This is a genomic window from Streptomyces sp. NPDC002574, assembly GCF_042889545.1.
Classification (GTDB): domain Bacteria; phylum Actinomycetota; class Actinomycetes; order Streptomycetales; family Streptomycetaceae; genus Actinacidiphila.
Genome location: NZ_JBIARB010000022.1, coordinates 23,885 through 47,855 on the forward strand (window position 1 = coordinate 23,885; position 23,971 = coordinate 47,855).

18 protein-coding genes are annotated in these 23,971 nt (G+C 73.4%); 6 read left to right on the top strand and 12 right to left on the bottom strand.

All coding sequences use genetic code 11. The features are described from left to right. Nucleotides 1–26 precede the first annotated feature (26 nt). Nucleotides 27–716 carry a MerR family transcriptional regulator gene (locus tag ACFYXS_RS36935; protein ID WP_389256240.1) on the bottom strand — a complete coding sequence of 230 codons (690 nt, stop codon included), beginning with the start codon at nucleotides 714–716 and terminating at the stop codon, nucleotides 27–29. Between the two features lie 168 nt (nucleotides 717–884). Between ACFYXS_RS36935 and ACFYXS_RS36940 the strand changes: the two genes are divergently transcribed. From ACFYXS_RS36940 to ACFYXS_RS36955, 4 genes are all read left to right on the top strand, one after another. Then, nucleotides 885–2,396 carry a flavin-containing monooxygenase gene (locus ACFYXS_RS36940; RefSeq protein ID WP_389256162.1) on the top strand — a complete coding sequence of 504 codons (1,512 nt, stop codon included), beginning with the start codon at nucleotides 885–887 and terminating at the stop codon, nucleotides 2,394–2,396. Then, nucleotides 2,393–3,325 (top strand): alpha/beta fold hydrolase, encoded by a 933-nt coding sequence (locus ACFYXS_RS36945; protein WP_389256163.1) that lies wholly within the window; start codon nucleotides 2,393–2,395, stop codon nucleotides 3,323–3,325. The genes ACFYXS_RS36940 and ACFYXS_RS36945 overlap by 4 nt, the downstream gene beginning before the upstream one ends. Continuing rightward, nucleotides 3,322–4,215, top strand: coding sequence for an SDR family oxidoreductase (locus ACFYXS_RS36950; protein ID WP_389256164.1), 894 nt, complete (start codon nucleotides 3,322–3,324; stop codon nucleotides 4,213–4,215). Before ACFYXS_RS36945 ends, ACFYXS_RS36950 begins: the two co-directional genes overlap by 4 nt. A gap of 98 nt (nucleotides 4,216–4,313) precedes the next feature. After that, the gene (locus ACFYXS_RS36955; protein ID WP_389256165.1) at nucleotides 4,314–4,577 is read left to right on the top strand and encodes a hypothetical protein; all 264 of its coding nucleotides are present in this window, start codon (nucleotides 4,314–4,316) and stop codon (nucleotides 4,575–4,577) included. Between the two features lie 491 nt (nucleotides 4,578–5,068). Here ACFYXS_RS36955 and ACFYXS_RS36960 read toward each other — a convergent pair whose 3' ends face one another. From ACFYXS_RS36960 to ACFYXS_RS36970, 3 genes are all read right to left on the bottom strand, one after another. Further along, the gene (locus tag ACFYXS_RS36960) at nucleotides 5,069–8,440 is read right to left on the bottom strand and encodes a S41 family peptidase (protein WP_389256166.1); all 3,372 of its coding nucleotides are present in this window, start codon (nucleotides 8,438–8,440) and stop codon (nucleotides 5,069–5,071) included. A gap of 70 nt (nucleotides 8,441–8,510) precedes the next feature. Further along, nucleotides 8,511–9,695, bottom strand: a complete 1,185-nt coding sequence (locus tag ACFYXS_RS36965) for a serine hydrolase domain-containing protein (RefSeq protein WP_389256167.1) — start codon at nucleotides 9,693–9,695, stop codon at nucleotides 8,511–8,513. A 122-nt stretch (nucleotides 9,696–9,817) separates the two neighbouring features. Then, entirely contained in the window at nucleotides 9,818–11,473 is a 1,656-nt protein-coding gene (locus ACFYXS_RS36970) for an FAD-binding dehydrogenase (RefSeq protein WP_389256168.1), read from the bottom strand. Nucleotides 11,474–11,589: 116 nt separating this feature from the next. Between ACFYXS_RS36970 and ACFYXS_RS36975 the strand changes: the two genes are divergently transcribed. Further along, nucleotides 11,590–12,375 (top strand): SDR family NAD(P)-dependent oxidoreductase, encoded by a 786-nt coding sequence (locus tag ACFYXS_RS36975; RefSeq protein ID WP_389256169.1) that lies wholly within the window; start codon nucleotides 11,590–11,592, stop codon nucleotides 12,373–12,375. Between the two features lie 402 nt (nucleotides 12,376–12,777). On the opposite strand, the gene ACFYXS_RS36980 is transcribed toward ACFYXS_RS36975, so the two are convergent. From ACFYXS_RS36980 to ACFYXS_RS37015, 8 genes are all read right to left on the bottom strand, one after another. After that, a complete protein-coding gene (locus tag ACFYXS_RS36980) occupies nucleotides 12,778–13,563 on the bottom strand; it encodes an ABC transporter permease (RefSeq protein WP_389256170.1) in 786 nt (261 codons plus the stop codon). After that, on the bottom strand, nucleotides 13,560–14,507 hold the full coding sequence (locus tag ACFYXS_RS36985; protein WP_389256171.1) for an ATP-binding cassette domain-containing protein: 948 nt from the start codon (nucleotides 14,505–14,507) through the stop codon (nucleotides 13,560–13,562). The genes ACFYXS_RS36980 and ACFYXS_RS36985 overlap by 4 nt, the downstream gene beginning before the upstream one ends. A gap of 15 nt (nucleotides 14,508–14,522) precedes the next feature. Next, nucleotides 14,523–15,194 carry a DUF4097 family beta strand repeat-containing protein gene (locus ACFYXS_RS36990; protein WP_389256172.1) on the bottom strand — a complete coding sequence of 224 codons (672 nt, stop codon included), beginning with the start codon at nucleotides 15,192–15,194 and terminating at the stop codon, nucleotides 14,523–14,525. Nucleotides 15,195–15,396: 202 nt separating this feature from the next. Further along, nucleotides 15,397–16,239: an EamA family transporter gene (locus ACFYXS_RS36995; protein WP_389256173.1), complete on the bottom strand. Its 843-nt coding sequence runs from the start codon at nucleotides 16,237–16,239 to the stop codon at nucleotides 15,397–15,399. Further along, the gene (locus tag ACFYXS_RS37000) at nucleotides 16,236–16,721 is read right to left on the bottom strand and encodes a YbaK/EbsC family protein (RefSeq protein WP_389256174.1); all 486 of its coding nucleotides are present in this window, start codon (nucleotides 16,719–16,721) and stop codon (nucleotides 16,236–16,238) included. Before ACFYXS_RS37000 ends, ACFYXS_RS36995 begins: the two co-directional genes overlap by 4 nt. A gap of 43 nt (nucleotides 16,722–16,764) precedes the next feature. Continuing rightward, on the bottom strand, nucleotides 16,765–18,387 hold the full coding sequence (locus tag ACFYXS_RS37005; RefSeq protein ID WP_389256175.1) for a penicillin-binding transpeptidase domain-containing protein: 1,623 nt from the start codon (nucleotides 18,385–18,387) through the stop codon (nucleotides 16,765–16,767). Nucleotides 18,388–18,519: 132 nt separating this feature from the next. Next, complete coding sequence (locus ACFYXS_RS37010; protein WP_389256176.1) at nucleotides 18,520–19,488, bottom strand: SDR family NAD(P)-dependent oxidoreductase; 969 nt, start codon at nucleotides 19,486–19,488, stop codon at nucleotides 18,520–18,522. Between the two features lie 70 nt (nucleotides 19,489–19,558). Next, entirely contained in the window at nucleotides 19,559–21,970 is a 2,412-nt protein-coding gene (locus ACFYXS_RS37015) for a SpoIIE family protein phosphatase (protein ID WP_389256177.1), read from the bottom strand. 251 nt (nucleotides 21,971–22,221) lie between these two features. Between ACFYXS_RS37015 and ACFYXS_RS37020 the strand changes: the two genes are divergently transcribed. Next, nucleotides 22,222–23,808, top strand: coding sequence for a S8 family serine peptidase (locus ACFYXS_RS37020; RefSeq protein ID WP_389256178.1), 1,587 nt, complete (start codon nucleotides 22,222–22,224; stop codon nucleotides 23,806–23,808). The last annotated feature ends 163 nt before the right edge of the window (nucleotides 23,809–23,971 follow it).

Below are 23,971 nucleotides of genomic sequence, written 5' to 3' on the forward strand. Positions count from 1 at the left end.
AGCTTTCCCGGGGGCCGGCGCGTGGGCTAACCCTTGAGTTCCTCGCGCAGCCGGCGGTCCATCGCCAGGGCGAGCTCCGCCTCGACGACGGCCTTCACCAGGGGGCGCAGCCGGGCTATCGCCTCCGTGAGGCGGGTGGTGTCGCCGGCCTGGAGATCGGCCTCGGCGTCGGGGAGGACGTGGGCGCGGGCGAGTTGCACGAAGAGCTCGGCGAGCAGGTCCATGCGGTGGCGCATGTCGCGGCCGGCGGCCAGCACCTCGGCGAGCGGGATGCCCTCCTTGACCAGCGCGGACGAGGCCTCCAGCAGGCGGCGGCTGACGTGCACGACGTCGTCCCCGTCGACGGCGATGTAGCCGATGTCCAGGGCGGTGGCCAGGTTCTCGGCGGTGGCCTGCTCCCCGTAGAAGTCGGCCAGCCCCTCGGGGGTCAGCCGCAGTGGCTCCTCTTCCGACCAGGGGGTGTTCAGGGCCGGGTCCAGGCCCAGCAGTTCGCCGACGTCGTGGCGGCCGCTCTCCCAGGCGCCCATCAGCTCGGCGATGCCGCCGAGGGTGTGGCCGCGTTCCAGCAGGGCGGTGATCGTGCGGAGCCGGGCGAGGTGGTGCTCGTTGTACCAGGCGATGCGGCCCTCGCGGCGCGGGGCGGGCAGCAGTTTGCGCTCCCGGTAGAAGCGGACGGTGCGGACGGGCACTCCGGCGGCCTCGGCCAGTTCGTCCATCCGGTACTCGCGCTCGTGCGTTGCCACGCCCGCCAGCCTATGCGGTGCGGTGGGGCAACTCGCGCGGTCGGACCTCTACCGCTGGTAACGCGTTCTGGTCTACGCTCCGAACCATGCCAGTGAATACTGGCGCGATCAGGCTCAAGGGCGGCACCGAGAGGCGGCGGCATGGCCGAGCGCAGCGAACACGTACGGGTGGCAGTCATCGGATCCGGCTTTGGCGGCCTCGGCGCGGCCGTGCGCCTGCGCCGTGAGGGGATCACCGACTTCGTCGTGCTGGAGCGGCGCGACTCCGTCGGCGGCACCTGGCGCGACAACAGCTATCCGGGGTGCGCCTGCGACGTGCCCTCGCACCTGTACTCCTTCTCGTTCGCGCCGAACCCGGAGTGGCCGCGGACCTTCTCCGGCCAGCCGCACATCCGGGCCTATCTGGAGCGCGTCGCCGACACCTTCGGCCTCCGTCCCCATCTGCGGCTGGACACCGAGGTCCGGCAGGCCCGCTGGGACACCGAGGCCAAGCACTGGCACGTCGCCACCTCGCGCGGCGAGCTGACCGCCGACGTCCTGATCTCGGCGGGCGGCCCACTGTCCGACCCCCGGCTGCCGGACATTCCGGGGCTCGACGCCTTCCCGGGCGCGGTCTTCCACTCCTCGCAGTGGGACCACGACTACGACATCAAGGGCAAGCGCGTCGCCGTGATCGGCACCGGAGCCTCCGCCATCCAGATCGTGCCGGCGATCCAGCCCGAGGTGGAGAGCCTGACCGTGGTGCAGCGGACCCCGCCGTGGGTGATGCCGCGCATGGACCGGGACATCACCCGGGCCGAGCGGTGGCTGCACGCCAAGGTCCCGGCGACCGCCAAGGCGCGGCGCGGAATGCTCTGGCTGCTGCGCGAGTTGCAGGTGGGCGCCTTCACCAAGCGCCCGGCGCTGCTCGGCGGCGTGCAGCGGCTCGCCATGTCGCACCTCGCCAAGGCGGTCAAGGACCCGGCCCTGCGCGCGAAGCTCACCCCGGACTACCGGATCGGCTGCAAGCGCATCCTGCTGTCCAACGACTACTACCCGGCGCTCACCAGGCCCAACACGGAGGTCGTGGCCTCCGCGCTCAGGGAGGTGCGCGGCTCGACGATCGTCATGGCCGACGGCACCGAGCGCGAGGTCGACGCCATCGTCTTCGGCACCGGCTTCCACGTCACCGACATGCCCATCGGCGACCGGGTCCTCGGTGCCGACGGGCGGACGCTGGCCGAGCACTGGAAGGACGGGATGGCCGCGCTGCGCGGCTCCAGCGTCGACGGCTTCCCCAACCTGCTGTTCGTCATCGGGCCCAACACCGGCCTCGGGAACAGCTCGATGATCCTGATGATCGAGTCCTCGCTCAATTACATCGCCGAGTACCTGCGGGCCCTGGACACCACCGGCGCCGCCGCGCTGGACGCCAGGCCGGAGGCCGTGCGGTCGTGGAACGAGGAGGTGCAGCGCCGCATGGTCCGCACCGTGTGGAACACCGGCGGCTGCGTCAGCTGGTACCTGGACGACCAGGGCCGCAACACCACCGTCTGGCCGGGGACGACCGCCGAGTTCCGGCGCGCCACCCGCCGGGTGCAACTCGACGAGTACACGATCGTGACCGCCGGCGCCCCCGAGCAGCGCCCGGCCCCTGTGGAGGTGGCTTCGTGACCAGCGGCGTCTTCGACCTGCCCAAGGCACGGCACGCGCACTTCGTGCGCTCCGCCGACGGCACCTCGATCAACGTGGAGGAGTACGGCTCCGAGCCGGGCACGGCACCGACCGTCGTGCTGATCCACGGCTGGACCTGCAACACCCGGTTCTGGGCGCCGCTCATCCACGAACTGGCCGGTGAGTACCGGGTCGTGGCGTACGACCAGCGCGGTCACGGCCGCAGCGGGACCCCGCACCGCGACGGTTACAGCACCGACGCGCTCGCCGACGACCTGACCGCGGTGCTGGAGTCCGTGCTCCCCGCCGACGAGAAGGCGGTGCTGGTCGGGCACTCCATGGGCGGCATGACGGCGATGGCGGCCGGCGACCGGCCGGCGATCCAGTCCCGTACCGCCGCGGTGCTGCTGGCCAGTACCGGCAGCGGGCGGCTGCTCGCCGAGTCGCTGGTGCTGCCGCCGCGGGTGCGCGCCAAGCGGGTGCGCGACGGCTTCCACCGCTTCCTGCTGATCAGCGCGGCGCCGCTGGGCCCGCAGTCCGCGGTGACGCGGGCCGCCCTCAAGTACGGCATCCTCGGCCCGGATTCGAGCCCCGAACTGGTCGCGGCGACGGCCCGGATCGTGCACGCCTGCGGGCGCAGGCAGCGCGCGGCGTGGGGACGGGTGCTGGCCGGGCTGAACCTGGACGCGGGGGTGGCGGCGCTGCGCGTGCCGACCGCCGTGCTGGTGGGCACCGACGACAAGCTCACCCCGCCGGTGCACGCCCGGGGGCTGGCCGCCCGGCTCTCCCACTTCGCCGGTCTGACCGAGCTGCCGGGCCTCGGCCACATGACGCCGCTGGAGGCGCCCGCCGCGGTCGCGGGCGTCGTCCGCACCCTGATCACGGACCATCTGCGGCCGCAGGCGCAGTTCAAGGAGGAGTCGGCATGAGCAGGTCGCTGAACGGCCAGGTCGTGGTGGTGACCGGCGCGGCCCGCGGGGTCGGCGCGCTGCTCGCCCGCACCCTCGCCGCGCGGGGTGCCCGCCTGGCGCTCGTCGGGCTGGAGCCGGACGAACTCAAGGCCGTCGCCGCGGAGATCGGTTCCGGCACCGGGCACTGGACGGCCGACGTCACCGATCGCGAGGCGATGGCGCGCGTCGCCGAGGAGGTCGTGGAGCGCTACGGACGCGTCGACGCGGTGGTCGCGAACGCCGGTGTGGCCACCGGCGGTCCGTTCCTCGACGTGGACGCGGCCGACTTCGACCGGGTCATCCAGGTCAATCTGCTGGGCGGCGTCGTCACCGCACGCGCCTTCCTGCCGGCGCTCATCGCCTCGCGCGGCTACCTGCTCCAGATCGCCTCGCTCGCCGCGATCGCCCCGGCGCCGCTGATGACCGCGTACTGCGCGAGCAAGGCGGGCGTCGAGGCGTTCGCGCACTGCCTGCGCGCCGAGGTGGGCGTCAAGGGTGTGAAGGTCGGCGTGGGGTACCTGAGCTGGACCGACACCGACATGGTGCGCGGCGCCGACGAGGACGACGTGATGCGCGCGGCCCGCCGCAGGCTGCCGTGGCCGGCCAACCGCACGTACCCGCTGGAGCCGGCCGTGGAGCGCATCGCGGACGGCATCGCCCGCCGCTCGCCGCACGTCTACGCCCAGTGGTGGCTGCGCGGCATGCAGTCCGTGCGCGGTTACCTGCCGGGGCTGATCGGCGGCGCGATCGGGCAGCGCGAAATGCGCCGCCTGGAGCCGAGGATCGCGGCGGCGGGCGGCATCCGGCACGGGCTGGTGGGCCCCGGCGGTGCGGCCGATGAGCGCGCGCGGTCCGAAAAGGTGCTCTGACCAGCACCGTTCACGCTGCGCGTTCGTCCGAAATGCGTAGCGTGTCCGGACGTGTCAGCCTGGTCGAGGCCCAGTCCACACATCACGAAGGAGTGATCATGGGCAAGAACGACCCCACGCGAAGCAAGGCCGGGCAGCAGCGCCAGCAGGACCGCCCGCAGGAGCGCATCGGCCAGGCCCGGGACAAGTCCCAGGACATGACCGACGAGCAGCGGCGCCAGCAGGGCGAGCAGGGCAGGACGCAGCAGCGGCAGCCCGGCCAGGGTGGTCAGTCCGGCAAGCAGTCCCCGCAGTCGTCGCCGAAGGGCGCCGGTCGCGAGCAGTCCGCGATCCGGGACGAGCGGCAGCACCGGGACCACTGACCCGCGTGGTTCAGGCCTGAACGCCGAGGGGCGCGCCCGCGAGGGCGCGCCCCTTCCCGTGCCCGGCCCGCGGGGCGGGCGATGCGGGGCGTTGGCCCGCCCGGCGCGGCGCCGTTGGTGGGCCGGCGGCAGCCCGTTCTCCTGCGGCGCTCGTGGTTGCGGTGAGTGCGCGGCGGGTTTCGTCGACGCCGCACAGGCTGCGGCTCGAACGGCATGGCCCGCTGCCAGGGTCCGCCGGTCGCCGTGTGACGGCCGAGCCGGTTTCGGCAGGGCGGCGTTCGCATGGAACGGCCCGGCTCGGTGGGGGCGTTGGCCTCTGAGGGCGGGCTGTTCGGTTCGGACGGTCGTGGTCGGCATGGGCGGATCGAGCGGGGACGTGGTGGCCAAGCCGACGTCAGCGGGAAGCCGTTGGCGCATGGCGCCGGGAGCGGAACGCCGCAGGCGTCAGGCGGGGGCCACTTGGGGGGCGCGAACACCGCCGGAGGCGGGGCTCAGGGGCGCGGGGGGAGCGGGGGGCGGCGGCGGTCGGGGCGGTCGGACAGGTCGGGCGGGACGGCTGCGGGGTGCTTCTCCAGCAGGTCCAGCGCGGTCTGCACCGCCACCTCCAGGTCGGTGCGCCGGCCCTCCGCCCAGTCCAGCGGCGTGCGGATGCAGGGGATGTCCGGCTCCACGCCGTGGTTCTCCACCGACCAGCCGTACGCCTCGAACCAGGCCGCGTTCATCGGCACCGTGATGATCGTGCCGTCGCCCAGCCGGTGCCGCCCGGTCATGCCGACCACGCCGCCCCAGGTGCGGTGGCCCACCACCGGGCCGATGGACAGCAGCCGGAACGTCGCCGTGATCATGTCGCCGTCGGAGGCGGTCGCCTCGTCGGCCAGCGCGACGATCGGTCCGCGCGGGGCGTTGCCCGCGTAGCTCACCGGTTGCGCGTCGCGGATGTAGTCCCAGCCGAGGATCTTGCGGGTCAGGCTCTCCACCACGAGGTCGCTGATGTTGCCGCCCGCGTTCCCGCGCACGTCGACGATGAGCGCCGGGCGCACGACCTCCATGCGCAGATCGCGGTTGAACTGCGCCCAGCCGGAGCCGCCGAGGTCGGGAATGTGCAGATAGCCGCACGTGCCCTCGCTCAACTCCCGGACCACCGCGCGGCGTTTGGCCACCCAGTCCTGGTAGCGCAGCGGGCGCTCGTCCACCAGCGGCACGACCGCGACCCGGCGCGGGGGACCGTCGCCGGGCGGTGTGAACGTCAGCTCCACCGTGGTGCCGCCCGCCGCGGACAGCAGCGGTCCGGGACCGGCGACCGGGTCCACCGCGCGGCCGTCGACGTGGGTGAGCGTCGCGCCCTCCAGGATGCCGGTGCCGGCCAGCGGCGAACGCGCCCTGGAATCCGAGGACTCACCGGGCAGGATGCGCCCGACGACCCACCGGCCGTCCTTGGTGTGGGCGAAGTTGACGCCCAGCAGCCCGATCGGCCGCTGGTAGTGCGGCGGCCCCTCGTTGCGCCGGGCCGGGGCGACGTACGCGTGCGAGGTGCCGAGCTCGCCCAGCACCTCGCGCAGCAGATCGGCGAACTCGTCGGGCGTGGAGACCTGTTCGACCAGCGGGCGGTACTGGTCGAGCACCGCGGGCCAGTCGATGCCGCACATGTCCGGGGCCCAGAAGTAGTCGCGGATGATCCGCCCGGCCTCCGCGTACGCCTGGCGCCACTCGGCGGGCGGGTCGGCCTCGTGCAGCACGCGCCGCATGTCGACGTAGACGGTGGAGTCCAGGTCGCCCGGCTCGTAGGCGGGCACGACCGTCAGCTCGCCCTCGTCGAAGACCACCAGTTGCGTGCCGTCGCCGCTGACCCGGTACCAGTCCATGTGCCGCACCAGCTCGACCCGCTTGGACTTGGCCAGGCCGAAGTACTCCAGCGTCGGCCGGGCCGAGGGGTCGGTCGGATTGACGAACGTCTCGCCGAGCGCCCCCGAGATCGGCCAGCGCAGCCACGTCAGCCCGCCGCGCACCGCCTCCAGCGAGCTGTACTTGGAGGCCGGCACCGGGAACGGCGTCACCCGCATCGGCAGCCCGGCGGCCTCCACCGCCAGCGGGCCCTCGGCGAAGCCCGTCGGGTCGAGACCGCCGCCGGCCGGCCGGCCCTCGACGGGCAGCGCGAAGGGCGACGGTGTCGCCGAGTGGAGCGGCACCAGGTGCGGGCGGCAGCCGAGCGGGAAGGACAGGTCGCCGGTGTGCACGTCGTACACCGGGTCGAAGCCGCGCCAGGACAGGAAGGCCAGATAGCGGCCGTCACGGGTGAAGACCGGCTGCTCGTCCTCGAACCGGCCGTTGGTGACGTCGATGACCGTGCGCTCGCCGCTCTCGGGGTCCGGCGCCAGCCGGGCGATCCGGATCTTGCGCAGCGAGCGGCCGACCACCGGCTGGGACCAGGCGATCCACGCCGAGTCCGGGGAGAAGGCCAGGTCGCGCACGGGACCGTTGTCGGAGCGGACGAGTTCGGTGACCGCGCCCGTCTCGGCGGAGACCATCAGCAGCCGCCCGTCGTGGGCCGCGACCGCCATCGTCTCGCCGTCGGGGGAGGGCACGAGTTCCTGCACCCGGCCGATCTCCCCGCAGGCCAGGCGCGCGCCGCCGCTGCGGCACGGGGCGCGCGTGCCCTCACCGGCCGTCCCGTCCTCCTCGGCACCGGCCGGCGCGTTCCCGTCCGCCTCCTCGGCCGCCCGCAGCGCCTGCGCCACGGCGTCGTCCTCGTCGGCGATCTCGGCGACGGCCAGCGCCGCCGGGCGGCCCGGCAGCGCCGCGATCTCGATCGCGTCCTCGCCGTCGGCGTCCGTGACGAAGGCGATCCGGCCGGTGTCGCCCAGCATCGCCGGCAGCCGGACCCGGGAGCCGGGCTCGTCGGAGATGGTGCGGGCGGGGCCGTCGCGGTGCGTGAGCCAGTACAGGCTGCCCCGCACGCACACCGCGCTCGCCCGGCCCGTGCGGTCCACGGCCAGCCCGTCCAGGTAGGCGGCGGCCGGCACCTGGTAGGGGCGCCGCCCGGCCCGCGTACCGCCGAGATCGACGTCCAGGCGCCGCGGCGCCGAGTCAGGGGTCAGCCCGTCGACCATCCACAGTTCGCCGGCGCACTGGTAGACCACCCGCCGGCCGTCGGTGGCCGCGTGGCGGGCGTAGAAGTCGGCGTGGTCGGTGTGGCGCCGCACGTCCGTGCCGTCGGGCCGGCAGGAGTAGAGGTTGCCGATGCCCTCGTGGTCGCTGAGGAAGGCGATCCGCTCGCCCACGAACATCGGGGACTCCAGATGCCCGCCGATGTCCGGCACCAGCAGTTCGCCCTGCAGCCACAGCCGGCCCGTCGCCCCGCCCCGGTACCGCTTCCACGAGGCGGGCTCGTGCGGCGCGGTCGCCGACAGCAGCAGCGTCTGGTGCTCCCCGGCGGCGCTGTCCCGCACGGCGATGTCGGACACCGGCCCCCACGGCAGCCGGCTGCCCGGGCCGCCGTCGGCGCGGACGGCGTAACCCCACGTGTAGTGCGAGAACGGCTCGCCGTGCGAGGAGACCGCCAGGATCCGGCCGTCCGGTGTCCAGGACCGCACCCGGGTGTCGGGGCTGCCCCAGTAGGTGAGCCGGCTCGCCTGCCCGCCCTCCACCGGCGCGAGATGGACCTCGGGGTCCAGCGAGCGCCAGCTGTTGAAGGCGATCACCGAACCGTCCGGCGAGAAACGGGGATGGCCCACCCGGGTCCGGTCGGCCGTCACCCGCCACGCGCGCCCCTCGTCCAGGGGCGCGACCCAGATGTCGTCCTCGGCGACGAAGCACAGCCGTTCGCCGTGGACATGCGGAAACCGGAGGTACGCGGCGTCGCTCACCCATCCATCGTTCGCGGGTCCCGGAGCCCGGGCAACTCGTGGCGACTCGTGACGGCGTCCGCGACCCGCGTCAGCGCAGGCACTCCCGTACCGCCCGCACCAGAGCCTGGGCGCGCGGGTCGGCCGTGACGTTCTTCTGCATGCCGTTGGTGACGTAGCCGAAACCGATCCCGGCGTCCGGGTCGGCGAAGCCCAGCGAGCCGCCCCGGCCGGGATGCCCGAAGGAACCGGGGGACAGGAACGGCGAGGACGGGCCGTGCAGCATGTAGCCCAGGCCGAAGCGGGTGTTCACCACCAGGACCCGGTCGGGGCCCTCCGACTCGGCCGTGCGCGCCGAGGTGAGCGTCGCCGGGGCGAACAGCCGGGGGCCGCCGTCCTCCAGACCGCCGACCAGGGCGGCGTAGAAGCGGGCCAGCGAGCGCGCGGTGGCGATGCCCGCGGACGCGGCGAGCTCCGCGGCACGGTAGGCGGGGTCGTTCTCGTCCGGCAGCGGGTCGATGGCGCCGAACGCCTGCCGGGTCAGCGACCGGGGGTCGTCGTACGCCTCGCTGACGCTGCGCTTCGGCCGCGCGCGCAGCCCCGCGGCCGGGGGCGCCTCCGGGGCCCGGATCGCGGCGATCCGGCCGACGCGCGCCTCCTGCCCGGCCGGAAGCCCCACCCACAGGTCCAGGCCCAGCGGACGGGCGATCTCCTCCGCCACGTAGCGGCCGATCGACCGGCCGCCGCTCGCGCGCAGCACCAGCTCGCCTATCAGCCAGCTGTAGGTCATCGCGTGGTAGCCGTGGTCGCTCCCCGGCACCCAGAACGGCGCCTGCGCCGCGAGCGCCCGCGGGCCGCTGACACCGTCCGTCGCCTGCTCCGGGGTGAGCGGGGTGTCCAGCGCCGGCACGCCCGCGCGGTGCGCGAGGGCGTCGCGCACGGTCACCCGCTCCTTGCCGGCCGTCTTGAACTCCGGCCAGTACGTCCCGACCGGGGCGTCCAGATCGAGCTGCCCGCGCTGGTGCAGCAGCAGCAGGCACGCCGAGGCCACACCCTTGGTCGCGGAGCGGACCACCTGCGCGGTGTCCTCCGTCCACGCGGCCCCGGTCCCGTCGTCGTCCGCGTCTGCCGCGCCGGCCCACAGGTCCACGACCTTCCGGCCGTCGCGGTACACCGTCACCGCCGCGCCGAGTTCCCCGCGCTCCTCGAAGTTCCGGACGAAAGCCTCCCGGACCGGTTCGAAACCGTCCGCCACCGCACCCAGGACGTCCACCACTGCCCGTACTCCCGCCTTGCGCCGCCGCTCTTGCTCCCCTCCATGGTGCCTCCCGCGCGCGGCGTCCCCGGACCGGGGTCGCACACCGGTACGACCGGGCAGGGCGGGGGGCGGGCCGCCGCTCAGGCGGTGGCCGCGGCCGCCGCGCGGCCCGCGACGCGGCCGGAGAAGATGCAGCCGCCGAGGAACGTCCCCTCCAGCGAGCGGTAGCCGTGCACCCCGCCGCCGCCGAAGCCCGCCGCCTCACCCGCCGAGTACAGGCCCGGCAGCGGCTGCCCGTCGGCCCGCAGCACCCGGCTGTCCAGATCGGTCTCCAGGCCGCCGAGCGACTTGCGGGTCAGGATGTTCAGCCGCACCGCGATCAGGGGGCCTGCCTTCGGGTCCAGCAGCCGGTGCGGGGCCGCGGTGCGGCTCAGCTTGTCGCCGAGGTAGTTGCGGGCCCCGCGGATCGCGGTGACCTGGAGGTCCTTGGTGAAGGTGTTGGTGATCTCCCGGTCGCGGGCCACGATCTCGCGGCGCAGCGCGGTCTCGTCGATCAGGTCGTCCTTGGTGACCGCGTTCATCCCGCGCACGAGGGCGGACAGGTCGCTCTCGACGACGAAGTCCACGCCGTGCTCCTTGAACGCCTCCACCGGGCCGGGTGCGCCCGGCAGCACGCGGCGCAGCACCTCGCGCACGCTCTTGCCGGTCAGGTCCGGGTTCTGCTCGGAGCCCGACAGCGCGAACTCCTTCTCGATGATCTTCTGTGTGAGGACGAACCACGTGTACTCGTGGCCGGTCCGCATGATGTGCTCCAGCGTGCCGAGCGTGTCGAAGCCGGGGAACAGCGGCACCGGCAGCCGCTTGCCCGTCGCGTCCAGCCACAGCGAGGACGGGCCGGGCAGGATACGTATGCCGTGCCGGGCCCAGATCGGGTTCCAGTTCTCGATGCCCTCGGTGTAGTGCCACATCCGGTCGCCGTTGATCAGATGGCCGCCCGCCTGCTCGGCGATGCCCAGCATCAGGCCGTCCACGTGCGCCGGGACACCGGAGAGCAGCTTTTGCGGCGGCGTGCCCAGCCGCTCGGGCCATGCCTTGCGCACCAGGTCGTGGTTGCCGCCGATACCGCCCGACGTGACGACCACCGCCTGCGTCCCGAGCCGGAACTCCGAGCGGACCTCCCGCGAACTCGGCCTGCCGCGCTCGGTGTCGCTGTCCACCAGCACCTCGCCCGCCACACCGTCCACGACGCCGTCGGTCGTCGTCAGCGCCGTCACCCGGTGCCGGAAGCGCAGTTCCACCAGGCCCTTGGCGACGGCCTCCCGCACACGGCGCGCGAACGGCGCCACCACGCCCGGGCCGGTACCCCACGTGATGTGGAAGCGCGGCACCGAATTGCCGTGCCCGGTGGCCAGGTAGCCGCCGCGCTCCGCCCAGCCGACGAGCGGGAAGAAGCGCAGGCCCTGCGCGTGCAGCCACGAGCGCTTCTCGCCGGCGGCGAAGTCCACGTACGCCTCGGCCCACTTGCGGGGCCAGTGGTCCTCGGGGCGGTCGAAGCCGGCGGTGCCCATCCAGTCCTGCAGGGCCAGTTCGCGGTCGTCCTTGATGCGCATCCTGCGCTGCTCGGGCGAGTCCACGAGGAAGAGGCCGCCGAACGACCAGAACGCCTGCCCCCCGAAGTTGGACTCCGGCTCCTGATCGAGCAGGATCACCTTCCTGCCCGCGTCGGCCAGCTCCGCGGTGGCGACCAGCCCGGCCAGTCCCGCTCCGACGACGACGACGTCCGCGTCCAGCGCCATGGGTGTGCCTCTCCGCTCCCTTTTGGTGTGCGTGCACGTTACGCTACGCGCGAGTAGGGGGGCGAGAGGGGGCGCGGGACGAAATGGCGCCCCCCGAGCGGCGGAAGGACGCGCGCATGCGCAGGTTCGAAGGACACGTCGCCGTCGTCACCGGAGGCGGCCAGGGCATCGGCGCGGCCACCGCGCGGCGGCTGATGTCCGAGGGCGCCGCGGTCCTCCTCGCCGACCTCGACGGGGAGCGGGCGGCGGCCACGGCTGCCGCGCTCACCGAGCGGACGGACGGCGGCGGCGTGGCCGACGCGATCGCCTGCGACGTCGCGGACCAGGAGGCGGTCGACGCGGCCATGGCCCGCGCCGTCGAGCGCTTCGGGCGGCTCGACGTGCTGGTCAACAACGCGTACGCGTGCCACGTGGACCCCCCGCTCTTCGAGGACCTCCTCGACGCGGACTGGTACGAGGACATCGAGATCACCCTCACCGGCGCGATGCGCTGCGCGCGGGCGGCCCTGCCGTACCTGGCGGAGGCCGGGGGGCGCGGCGCGATCGTGAGCATCGGCTCCGTCAACGGGCACATGAACTTCGGCAACCACGCCTACAGCGCCGCCAAGGCGGGCCTCGCGTCGCTCACCCGCACCCTCGCGGTGCATGCCGCGCCGCGCGGTGTCCGCGTCAATCTCGTCGCCCCCGGGACGGTTCGCACGCCTGCGTGGGACGGGCGCGAGGACGACCTCGACCGCCTCGCGGAGATCTATCCCCTCGGGCGGGTCGGCGAGCCGGACGACATCGCGTCGGCCGTCGCGTTCCTTGCGTCGGGGGACGCGGCGTGGGTGACGGGGGTGGTGCTGCCGGTGGACGGGGGCGTCCTCATCCACAACGCGGGGTTCCGCGGGGCGGGTGCGTGAGCCTGCGGCGCTGCCGGGTTTTTTCCCCGCCCGCCCTCCCGGGTGCCCTGTGAAGTCAGTGACCCCGGCGCGCGTGGTGGGTGGGCCGGGTTCGGGGCCTCCGGGGCTGCACGTCCTGGACTGGCATATTTACGCGCCTTTCCAGCACCTGCTCATCCCATCCCCGCCCGGATGGTGCGCACAAATATGCCGCACCGTCCAGAACATCCACCCCTACGACCCCGCCCCCTCCGGTGAGCTCATGCGCCTGATCCCCGGTGGGGGGTGAGTGCGGCACCGTGCTCGGGCCGATCGTTGGCGCGGCGCTGTACAGGTGCCCAGCCGTCACTGCCAACCACCGGGGATCAGGCGCGACAACCCACTGAGGGGGCGGGCGGGGAAAAGGCCGCAGCGGGCGGGCCGTTACTTGGGGTCGCGGCGGAAGGATGCCGTCGACCAGCGATAGCCGAGCGCGGTGAGCGCGACGGACCAGGCCACCGCGAGCCATCCGTTGGAGCCGATCTCGGAACCGAGCAGCAGCCCGCGCAGGGTCTCGATCGCCGGCGTGAACGGCTGGTACTGGGCGATCGGCTGGAACCAGCCCGGCATCTCGTCGATCGGGGTGAACGCGCTGGAGATGAGGGGCAGGAGGATCAGCGGCATCGCGCTGTTGCTGGCGGCCTCCGCGTTGGGGCTGGCCATGCCCATCCCGACGGCGATCCAGGTGAGGGCCAGGGCGAAGAGGGCGAGCAGTCCGAACGCGGCGAGCCATTCCAGCAGGGTGGCGTCGGTGGAGCGGAAGCCGATGGCGACGGCGACCGCGCCGACCAGGACGACGCTGGCGATGGACTGCAGGACGCTGCCGACGACGTGGCCGATGAGTACGGACCCGCGGTGGATGGCCATCGTGCGGAAGCGGGCGATGATCCCCTCGGACATGTCGGTGGCCACGGAGACGGCCGCCCCGATGACGGTGCTGCCGATGGTCATGAGCAGGATGCCGGGGACGACGTAGGCGATGTACTCGGAGCGGTCGGCGCCGCCCAGGCCGGCGCTCATGACGTTGCCGAAGATGTAGACGAAGAGCAGCAGCAGCATGACCGGGGTGAGCAGCAGGTTCAGGGTCAGGGAGGGGTAGCGGCGGGCGTGCAGGAGGTTGCGGCGCAGCATGGTGGTGGAGTCGCGGACGGCGAGGGTGAGGGTGCTCATCGGACGGTCTCCTTGGTGGGGTGGGGCACGTCGGTGAGGGCGAAGAAGACGTCGTCGAGGTCGGGGGTGTGGACGGTGAGTTCGTCGGCGTGGATGCCGGTGGTGTCGAGGTGGTCCAGGAGGGTGCGCAGGGCGTGCTGGCTGCCGTCGCTGGGGAGTTGGAGGGTGAGGGCTTCGTCGTCGCGGGTGGCGTCGGGCAGTGCGGTGGCGGCGTTGTGGTGGTTCGTGGGGTCGGTGAAGCGGAGGCGGATGTGGCCGCCGGGGATGAGGCGTTTGAGTTCTTCGGCGGTGCCTTCGGCGGCGATGGTGCCGTGGTGGAGGACGGCGATGCGGTCGGCGAGTTCGTCGGCTTCTTCGAGGTACTGGGTGGTGAGGAAGACGGTGACGCCGGTGGTGACGAGTTCGCGGATGATCTGCCACATGTTGTGGCGGGAGCGGGGGTCCAGGCCGGTGGTGGGTTCGTCGAGGAAGATGATCCGGGGGTTGCCGACCAGGGTCATGGCCAGGTCGAGGCGGCGTTTCATGCCGCCGGAGTAGGTGGAGGCGGGTTTGCCGGCGGCGTCGGTGAGGTCGAAGCGTTCGAGCAACTCGGCGGCGGGGCGGCGTCCTTCGGGCTTGGGCAGGTGGTGCAGGTCGGCCATGAGGAGCATGTTCTCCTCGCCGGTGATCAGGCCGTCGACGGCGGAGAACTGTCCGGTGACGCCGATGGCGGCGCGGACGGCCTGCGGGGCGGTGGCCAGGTCGTGGCCCGCGACCTGGGCCTGTCCGCCGTCGGCGGAGATCAGCGTGGAGAGGATCTTGACGGCGGTGGTCTTGCCCGCGCCGTTCGGGCCGAGCAGAGCGAAGACCGTTCCTTCCGGGACGGTCAGGTCGATGCCGTCGAGGACGGTCTTGTCGCCGTAGGACTTGCGCAGCCCGTTCGCCGTGATGGCCACGTCGGTCATGAGGGGTGTTCTCCTTTACAGGCTGCGGGCGGTGATGTCGCCGTAGGCGGTGGTCGCGTGGATGGTCAGGGCGGCGGCGCCGCCGTCGGTGTTCTTGAGCGCGTTGTGGATCCGGCCGTGGGCGGTGCCGGCGTCCAGGGAGGCGGAGACCCCGTGGGCGGCGCCGACCGAGATCTCGCCGTGCTCGGTGCGCAGGGTGACGGTGCCGCGGACGGCCTCGGTGATGTGGATGTCGCCCTGCTGGGTGCTGATCTCCGCGGGGCCGCCCAGGCGGCCGACCGAGATGTCGCCGGCGCGGAGGGTGAGGCGGGTGCTCCCGGCCTCGTCGAGCTTGACGGTGGCCTGCTGGCCGTCGAGGACGACGTCGCCGAGCCGGCCGACGCCCCGGAGATCGGCACTGGCCGCCTTCGCCTCGACGTGGGAGCCGGCGGGCAGTTGGACGGTCACCTCGACGGATCCGGAGGCGCCGAGGACCCGGTTGCCCGCCACCGAGGCGTCGATGCGCAGGACGCCGTCGGCGTAGGCGACCTCGGTCTGCTCCGCGGCCTTCGCATCGCGGCTCTTGGAGGCGTCCGCGGGGAGGATCTCGACCGCGGTGTCGGCCCGGTCGGCGGCGATGAACCGGATGCGTCCCGCGGGGACGTCGAGGACGACGGAGACGGGGGCGGGGGTGTCGAACTTCTGCATCGTGCGCTCCTTGGCTCGCTGTTTCCGATATGGGAAACGCTACGTTGCATTCATAGATCTGGCAATGAAGTTGTTGCGCCCGATCGGCGTTAATGCAGGTGGAGATAAGGAAATTGTTGCAATGGTTTTGATGTCAACGCAACGGGCTTCTTAGCGTGTGCGTTGCAATAGGTGAGAAGTGAACGCACCGCGCGGACCGGCCTCAGGAGTGCAGCATGAGCCCGATGCCCGCGACGACCACCAGGGACGCGACGATGCGCGGGCGCCCGAGGCGCTCCCGGAAGAACACCGCGCCGATGACCGCGCCCGCGATGATCGACGTCTCGCGGAGGGCGGCGATGGGGGCCAGTTCGCCGCGGGTCTGGGCCCACAGGACGAGTCCGTAGGCGGCGACGGACAGGGCGCCGCTGAGGAGGCCGCGGGCGGCGACGGGGCGCAGTTGGGGCAGGAGGGCCGCGCGGCGCACCGCGAAGGCGGTGCCGGCCAGCACGATGCCCTGGAGCAGCAGGAGCCACGCGACGTAGCCGAGGGCGGTGCCGGAGGCACGGACACCCACGCCGTCCACGACGGTGTACGCCGCGATCGTCAGGCCGGTGCCGACGGCCGCGCCGAGCGCGCGCCAGTTGGGGTCGCGTCCGCGCATGCCCCACAGCGCGGCGCCGGCCAGCCCCGCGGAGGCGACGGCGACGCCCGCGGCCTGCCAGGCGTTCGGCACCTCGCCGATGAACACGGCCGCGAGCACCGTCACCACCATCGGGGCGACACCGCGGGCGACGGGGTAGACCTGCCCGAAGTCGCCCAGGGTGAAGGACTTCATCAGCAGGTACATGTAGGCGAGATGGATGCCCACCGACGCCAGGAGGCAGAGCCACGCCCCGGACGCCGGAACCGGCGCGAACAGGGCGATGAGGGCGGCGCACAGCCCGCCGCCCGCGCCCACGAGGGTGAAGGAGGCGAACCGGTCGCCGATGCCGTGGGCGAGGGCGTTCCAGGAGGCGTGCGTCACCGCGGCGACCAGGACGGCCGCCGCTATGAGGGGGGTCACGCGGTGCGTTCGCGGACGTCGGCCAGGGTGGCTCCGGCGTGCCGGACGAGGTCGCCCGGCGCCATAGGGAAGACGGTGTGCGGCGTGCCGGCGGCGGCCCACACGGTGTCGTGCCGCAGCAACTGCCGGTCGGCCAGGACGGTGGTGCGGGTCCGGTGCCCGAAGGGGGGTACGCCGCCGATGGCGTACCCCGTCGTCTCGCGCACCAGGTCCGCGTCGGCGCGGCGGACGGCCGCCGCGCCCAGTTCGGCCCGGACCAGGTCCACGTCGACCCGCGAGGCGCCGTCCATGAGGACGAGCACCGGTGCGCCGTCCGCCTGGAAGATCAGCGACTTGACGATCTGGCCGAGCTCGCAGCCGATCGCCTCCGCGGCCTGCGCCGCGGTGCGGGTGGCGTCCGGGAAGGAGCGCACGGGGACCTCGAGCCCGAGTCCGGCGAGGGCCTCGGCGAACCGGGGGTGGGCGGCGGCGGGGGTCTGCATGCCCGGAACGCTAGCCCGAGGCGGGGGCCGGACGCCAAACCGTTTACGAGGAGGCCTTGAGCACGGACGCCACGATCGGCCCGGCGGAATCGCCCCCGTGGCCGCCCTCCAGCACCATGCCTGCGGCGGCGATGTCATTGCGGTAGGCCAGGAACCACCCGTTCGGCTTCTCCTGGCCGCCGACCTCCGCCGAACCGGTCTTCGCGCCGACGTCCCCGTAGACGCCGCTCATCGCCCCGGCGGCGGTGCCGCTCGACGCGGTGAGCCGCATCATCGACTTGAGGTTGCTCCGCACGCCGGAGGGCAGCGAACTGCCCGCTTTGGCGAGCGGTTCGCCGATGAGGTCGGTGGAGACCAGCCGGGGCTGGCGGAAGGTGCCGGTGTCCGCGGTCGCGGCCACGGCGGCCATGTTGAGGGGGCTCATCTGGATCTGGCCCTGGCCGATCATCTCCTCGGTCATCTCGTCGCCGCTGCCGCCGGGCACCCGGCCGTCCCAGGCGGGGACGCCGACGTTCCAGGTCTGGCCGAAGCCGTAGTAGCGCTGGGCGACGGTGGGTACGGAGGACTCGCTGAGGTTGCCGGCGAGCTTGATGAAGCCGGTGTTGCAGGAGATGGCGAAGTCCCGCTGGAAGGTCGCCGAGGGGTCGGACGAACTCTCCACGTTGTGGAACATCTTGCCGTTGTTGTAATTGGCGGTCGCCGGGCACGGCGCGGCGGTGCCGGGGCTGACGCCCTTCTCCAGCAGGGCCGTCGCGGTGAGCACCTTGAAGGTGGAGCCGGGCGCCACCTGGGCGTTGAACGCGTTGTTGTTGTCGGTGGACGGGTTGTTGGCGAACGCCAGGATCTCGCCCGTGCTCGCCTGCACCGCCGCGACCGACGACTGGGACTTGCCCTTGACGGCCTGCTCAGCGGTCGCCTGGAGCCGCGCGTCGAGCGTGGTCCGCAGCTTGGCGGGGGTGCCCTTGGTGAGGGTGTGCAGGGTCTGGCCCGGGCCGTCGCCGCCGTTCACCCAGGTCTCGATGCCGGGCTTGCCGCCGCTGAGCTTGCTGCCGTACCGCTCGCGCAGTTGCGGCAGCACCGAGGCCAGCGAGGGGAGCTTGCCGGCGTCCAGGGTCTTGCCGGACCGGTCCACCACGATCACCTGCGGGGAGGGCGCCTCACCGGTCACCAGTGACTGACCTGCCGTCAGTTTCGGGTGGAGCACCGACGGTTCCCAGTCCACCAGCGGCTTGTGCGTGGTCGCGCCGCGGAAGACCGTGAGCGCGGAGCCGTACTTCCAGGTGGAGGTCCTGCCCTGGTACGAGAGCGTGGCGACGACATTGAAGGGCACCACGCGGTCCACCGGCGTGCCGGGCGTCAGCTTCACCCGGGTCACGTGGGCCTCGGTGCGGTAGGCGGCCAGGGCGTCGCTCGCCGCGGTGGCGTCGTTGGTGAGGCTCCCGGCCGCAGCGGTGTCGCCCTTGGCCCACGCGGTCAGGAAGTCGACCGCCGTCTTGCGTACTTCGGCCGCCGACGGCGGCCCCGTCTCGACAGGCGCGGCCTGGGCCGTGAAGCCCCCGCCGCCGCCGTTCACCCCCTGATAGAGGTTGTACGCACCGTAGCCCGCGGTTCCCACCATTCCCGCGAACACCGTGCCGATGATCCCCGCCTTCACGCCTCGGCGCATGGCCGACCCTCCCCGTGATCCTCCTGAACGCGTTCAAAAAGCAGTGCAGCAAGCGCACTCTACGCTTCACGGGTGACAACCGGGGCTTTTATCGGTCACAGGTTCACCATCCGTCGCACGGCCCGGGCAGGGCTATGCGGCCCGGGTGTCCAGCAGCGCCGTCGAGACCTCCCACAGGCGGGCGGCCGCCTCGGGGTCCAGCGCGTGGGCGGCGACCCCGGCCTCCCCGGCAGCCTTGTCCAGGCCGCCGGAGCCGGCGGGCGCGGCGGGCCGGGCCTCGGCGGCGTCCTCGAAGTAGCGGCCGCCGATGCCCTCCAGCAGCGGTGAGGCCGCGAGCAGGACCGAGGTCGCGGCGCCCTGCTCCACGGTCTTCCACGGGTACGTGTCGAAGATCGCCTGTGCCTCCGGGCCGGTCTGGTGCCGCTGGAGGTTGGTCCGGATGCCGCCCGGCATCAGGGCGTTGGCGGTGATGCCGTCGTCCGCCCAGCGCCGGTCGGCCTCGACGGCGAAGAGCACGTTGGCCGTCTTGGCCTGGCCGTACGCGCTCCACGCCTCGTACGGACGCCGCTCGAAGTGCAGGTCGTCGAAGACGACGGGGGAACGCAGGTGCGCGCTGGAGCTGACGGCCACGACGCGCGCCCCGCCCGCGGCGGCCAGTGCGCCGTGCAGTCCGAGCGCGAGGGCGAAGTGGCCGAGGTGGTTGGTGGCGAACTGCAACTCCCAGCCCTCCCGGGTGCGGTGCAGCTCGGGCAGCGCCATGATCCCGGCGTTGTTGACGAGCATGTGCAGCGGCCCCTGCCAGGCCGCGACGAACGCCTCCAGCGAGGCGGGGTCGGTGAGTTCCAGCCGCGCCGCCCGTACGCCGTCATTGCCGGTCCTCGCCGCGATCTCTGCGGCGGTGCGCCGCCCGGCGTCCAGGTCCCGGACGGCGAGCGTCACCTCCGCCCCCGCCGAGGCCAGAGCGCGGGCGGTCTCGACGCCGATGCCGGACGCGCCGCCGGTCACGATCGCGCGCCGGCCGCCCAGGTCGACGCCGGCGATCACCTCGTCCGCGGTGGTCCGGCGGGTGAAAGGGGTGGTGAAACGGGTGGTGTCGGTCATGGCTCCACCGTGCGACCGCGGTGCGCGCCCAGCCAGTGCCCTGCCGGTCGGGGTACCGGCAGGGACACCCTCAGCACGGCGGGCCGGAGTAGCCGGGCGGCAACTCCAGCTCCGCCCACACGCTTTTTCCCTCCGGGAAACTGCGGACGCCGAAGCGGGAGGACAGCGCCGTGGCGAGGGCGACGCCCCGCCCGGCCTCGTCACCCGGGGACGCCTTGTGGTGCTGCCGCGGCATGGAGCATCCCTGGTCGAAGACCTCGCAGACCAGGACCCGGTCGCGGATCAGCCGCAGCTGTATCGGTGCCAGTCCGTGGAGCACGGCGTTGGCGAGCAGTTCGCCGACGATCTGCTCCGCGGCGGGCACCAGGCGTTCCAGGCCCCAGGCGGTGAGTGTCCGTACGGCCTCGGCGCGCAGGCCCGCGACGGCCGCGGCGTCCCGCGGCACCTGCCAGGTGGCGAAGCGGCTCGGGCACAGCGACCGGGTGCGGGCGATCAGCACCGCCACGTCGTCCTCCTGGCGGTGGTCGCCGAGCGTGCGCACCGCCGTGGCGCACAGGTCCTCCAGCCCGGTCCCCGGCGGCTGGGTGAGGGCCCGGCGCAGTCGCTCCAGGCCGTGGTCGATGTCGTGCTCCCGGGTCTCGACCAGGCCGTCGGTGTACAGGACGAGGACACTGCCCTCCGCCAGCTGGTGCGTGACCGTCCGGAACGACCGGGTGCCCACGCCCAGCGGCGCCCCGGAGGGGATGTCGAGGAAGGACACCGCGCCCGACGCCGGGTCGATGACCGCGGGCGGCGGATGGCCCGCCCGCGCCCCGACGCAGCACCGGGTCACCGGGTCGTAGACCAGGTACAGGCAGGTCGCGCCCATGAGCGCGGTGGGCGGCGCCCGGTCGTCGGACTCCTCGGTGAGGCGCACGAACAACTCGTCCAGGTTGGTGAGCAGTTCGTCGGGCGGCTGGTCCAGGGCGGCGAGGGTGATCACGGCGGTGCGCAGCCGCCCCATGGTCGCCGCCGCGTTGATGCCGTGACCGACGACGTCCCCCACCACCAGGGCCACCCGGGCGCCGGACACCGGGATCACGTCGAACCAGTCGCCGCCGACGCCGCCCTCCGCGTCCGAGGGCAGGTAGCGCGACACCACGTCGACGGCGTTCCCGCCGTCCGGGTTGCTCGGCAGCAGGTCCCGCTGCAGGGCCAGGGCCGCGGTGTGCTCACGGGTGTAGCGGCGGGCGTTGTCCAGGCTCAGCGCGGCGCGGCTGACCAGCTCCTCGGCGAGCGTCCGGTCGTTCTCGTCGAAGGGCAGCGGGTTCTCGGTGCGGACCATCACCGCGATGCCCAGGATCTCGTCGCGGGCGTGGATGGGCAGGATCAGCAGCGTGTGCATGCCGAGGGTCAGGATCCGCTCCCGGCGCCGCGGGTCGTGGTCGAGCCAGTTGCCGGGGCCGGTGTCCAGGACGGTCTCCAGATGGGACCGGCCCGAGTGCAGGACGTCGATGAAGGGCGACTCCGGCGGGACGAAGACGGCGCTCCCGCGCGGCCAGAGGGATTCCCGGAAGTCCTCGTGGATCGACATCTGCCCGGCGCGGAAGAACGCCGGGACGTTCCCGTGCGCCGAGCCGAGCCGGGCGAGCGGGGCGTCGCCGAGTTCGACGGACTCCGCCAGGTCGACGGTGACGTAGTCCGCGAGCACCGGCACCAGCACGTCGGCCAGGTCCTGCGCGGTCTGCATGACGTCCAGGTGCGCGCCGATGCGCCGGCTCGCCCGGCTCAGCAGGGTCATCCGCTCCCGGGTCCGACGGCTGCTGGTGACGTCCACGTTGAGGGAGCACACACCCGGCCGGCCGTCGCGGGCGTCGGCGACGGGGAACACCGACAGCGCGTAGGCGCGGTGGCGGTAGTGGTCCAGTTGCTCCAGCTCGTGGTCGATCTCCGGGACCCCGGTGTCCAGCACCTTCTGCAGCAGCCGGGTGACCTCGCGGGTGTTGCGGTACAGCGGCGACTCGTCGAGCCGCAGCCCGAGGCGCTGCTCGGGGGGCGTCCCGTACGCCCGCGCCAGGGCCTCGTTGAGCCAGGTCATGCGCAGGTCGGCGTCCCACACGGCCATCGGGAAGGGGCAGGCCTCGCCGACCGCCTTCAGCACCGCGGCGTCCGGCGTCGTCGTCGAGACCAGCCAGTCCACCTCCCCGCCCCGTCCCGGCAGCGGGGAGACCCGCAGCCCCACCGGGAACGGCCGCCCCTCGCGGTGCCGCAGCCCGACCGTGCCGGACCACTCGCCGGTGAAGCCGTGGGGCAGGTCGTCCACCTCGGCCAGCAGGTCGGTGGCGGGGGTGCTGAGCACCTCCTCCGCCCGGTAGCCCAGCAGTCGGCGCGCGCTGTCGGTCCACCGGCTCAGGCGTCCCGCCGGGTCGATCACCGCCAGCGCGGTGCCGCCGCCGGCGTCGGCAGCGGCCGCATCGATTGCCTTGTCGTCGGAGCCGGTCATATGAGGTGGTCCAGTGATCCCCGTGCGGGGGTTGAGCGCCTTTCCACGCTAGGGCGGCGGCGAGGGCGCCGCAAAACGGCCCGGCGCTGACCCGCTGGGGTGGGCGGGGGGCCGCTCCCGGTGTGGGAGATCAGTAAGACAGTCGGATTGTCGTACGTTCCCGGTCTCGAGGGACGCGCGAGGCGCGCGCCGGTGTGACGGGAGTACACATGCGGACCAGGCGGTCGTTGACGTGGGCACGTGGAGCGGACGTGGCGGCCCCCTTGGTGGTGGGTGCGCTGCTCTCCGCGTTCGTGCCGGGTACGGCGGGCGCGACGGACGGGCCGGCCGCCCAGTGGATCGTGATGCTCAAGAACACGGCGGGCGACGTCCGCACGCTGGCCGCCGAGCACGCCCGCCCGCACCACGCGACCGTCGGCCGGGTCTACGACGTCGCCGCCGCCGGCCGCACACTGAAGGCCTACACGATCCGGGCGACCGCGGCACAGGCCGCCGCCCTCCGCTCGAACCGCCTGGTCAGCTCCGTCGTCCGGGACGGCATCGTGCACGCGCCCGAGCGCATGGGGCGGCCCGCGGTGGTCACGCCGCTGCCGCCCGCCACCGCGGACCGGCCCGCGCCCGGCAAGGGCGGCGTCCTGCCCGGCAAGGACCGCGTGCCGCTCGCCGCGCCGGTCGGCGGGTGCGTGCCGAACGACCCCTTCTACACCTCCGGAAAGCAGTGGGGACTGTTCGCGGTCAAGGCCCCCACCTGCGGCGCCCGCAACGACGTCACTGTGGCCGTCCTGGACACCGGCATCGACGCGCAGCACGAGGACCTGGCCGGCGTGGTCGCCGGGTCGGTCAACTTCTCCGACAGCCCCACCGCCGACGACCACTACGGGCACGGCACCCACCTGGCCGGCATCATCGGCGCCGTCACCGACAACGGCATCGGTGTCGCCAGCGAGGCCATGGGCACCCGGCTGTGGAACGTCAAGGTCCTCGACGACAACGGCACCGGCTCGGTCTCCCAGGTCGCCGAGGGCCTGCTGTGGGTGGCCGCCAACGCCGCGACGCACAACATCGGCGTCGTCAACATGAGCCTGACCTCGCCCGACGAGAGCCCGCTGCTGCGCGCGGCCGTGCAGATCGCCGCCGCCTCCGGGGTCACCCTCGTCGGGGCCGCGGGCAACGACGGGACGACGGCACGGGAGTACCCGTCCGGCTACCCCGAGGTGATCTCGGTCGCCGCGACCGACCCCGGCAACGCCCTGGCGTCCTTCTCCACCCGCGGCGACTGGGTCGACGTGGCCGCCCCCGGGGTCGACATCGTCTCGACCTACCCCGGCAACACCTACGCGTCCCTGTCCGGCACGAGCATGGCCACCGGCTTCGTCAGCGCCACCGCCGCGCTGTGCCGTACCACCGGGGAGTGCACCGGCGCCCCCGGGCAGACCCTCGCCCGGCTCGGCGCGTGCTCCCAGCCGATCCCCGCGACCGGCCACGGCGTCCGCTATGGCCTCGTCCGGGCCGACCGCGCCGGCCTGGACTGCGGCGACGGCTCCGCCGCCGCACCGCGCGTCCCTTCCGGCACGGCCGCGCAGCGCCCCGCCGCCCGCCCGGAGCCGGTCCCGAACGACGGCAACGGCGGCAACGGCGGCAGCGGCGGCAACGGCGAGCAGGGCCGGGACGGCGGGAACGGCGAGGACGTCGGCACCGCGCCGATCGACACCTTCACCGCCGTCCGCCCGGACCGCCCCGGCGACGACGGCACCGACCCCGTCGGTGAGTTCGTCGACGCCCTTGTCGAGGACACCCTCCGCGACCTCGGCCCCTGGCTCCCCGGCCCCGACTGCTGACGCCGCGCGCGGCCCACCGGTTCGGCGAGCGGTTCCGCTCCTGGGGGCGGAACCGGCCGCCGCGCCGCATCCGCCGCATCCGCCGCATCCGCCACGGTCAGGCGTGCATCGGGGTTGCGCGCCCGGTGCGGGGGCGCAGGGTACGCGCGGGCGGTGCCGGGTG

Coding starts and splice junctions, on each gene's coding strand:
- ACFYXS_RS36935 (WP_389256240.1), bottom strand. CDS start 716: ATGGACGAACTGGCCGAGGCCGCCGGAGTGCCCGTCCGCACCGTCCGC.
- ACFYXS_RS36940 (WP_389256162.1), top strand. CDS start 885: ATGGCCGAGCGCAGCGAACACGTACGGGTGGCAGTCATCGGATCCGGC.
- ACFYXS_RS36950 (WP_389256164.1), top strand. CDS start 3,322: ATGAGCAGGTCGCTGAACGGCCAGGTCGTGGTGGTGACCGGCGCGGCC.
- ACFYXS_RS36955 (WP_389256165.1), top strand. CDS start 4,314: ATGGGCAAGAACGACCCCACGCGAAGCAAGGCCGGGCAGCAGCGCCAG.
- ACFYXS_RS36970 (WP_389256168.1), bottom strand. CDS start 11,473: ATGGCGCTGGACGCGGACGTCGTCGTCGTCGGAGCGGGACTGGCCGGG.
- ACFYXS_RS36975 (WP_389256169.1), top strand. CDS start 11,590: ATGCGCAGGTTCGAAGGACACGTCGCCGTCGTCACCGGAGGCGGCCAG.
- ACFYXS_RS36980 (WP_389256170.1), bottom strand. CDS start 13,563: ATGAGCACCCTCACCCTCGCCGTCCGCGACTCCACCACCATGCTGCGC.
- ACFYXS_RS36985 (WP_389256171.1), bottom strand. CDS start 14,507: ATGACCGACGTGGCCATCACGGCGAACGGGCTGCGCAAGTCCTACGGC.
- ACFYXS_RS36990 (WP_389256172.1), bottom strand. CDS start 15,194: ATGCAGAAGTTCGACACCCCCGCCCCCGTCTCCGTCGTCCTCGACGTC.
- ACFYXS_RS37000 (WP_389256174.1), bottom strand. CDS start 16,721: ATGCAGACCCCCGCCGCCGCCCACCCCCGGTTCGCCGAGGCCCTCGCC.
- ACFYXS_RS37005 (WP_389256175.1), bottom strand. CDS start 18,387: ATGCGCCGAGGCGTGAAGGCGGGGATCATCGGCACGGTGTTCGCGGGA.
- ACFYXS_RS37010 (WP_389256176.1), bottom strand. CDS start 19,488: ATGACCGACACCACCCGTTTCACCACCCCTTTCACCCGCCGGACCACC.
- ACFYXS_RS37015 (WP_389256177.1), bottom strand. CDS start 21,970: ATGACCGGCTCCGACGACAAGGCAATCGATGCGGCCGCTGCCGACGCC.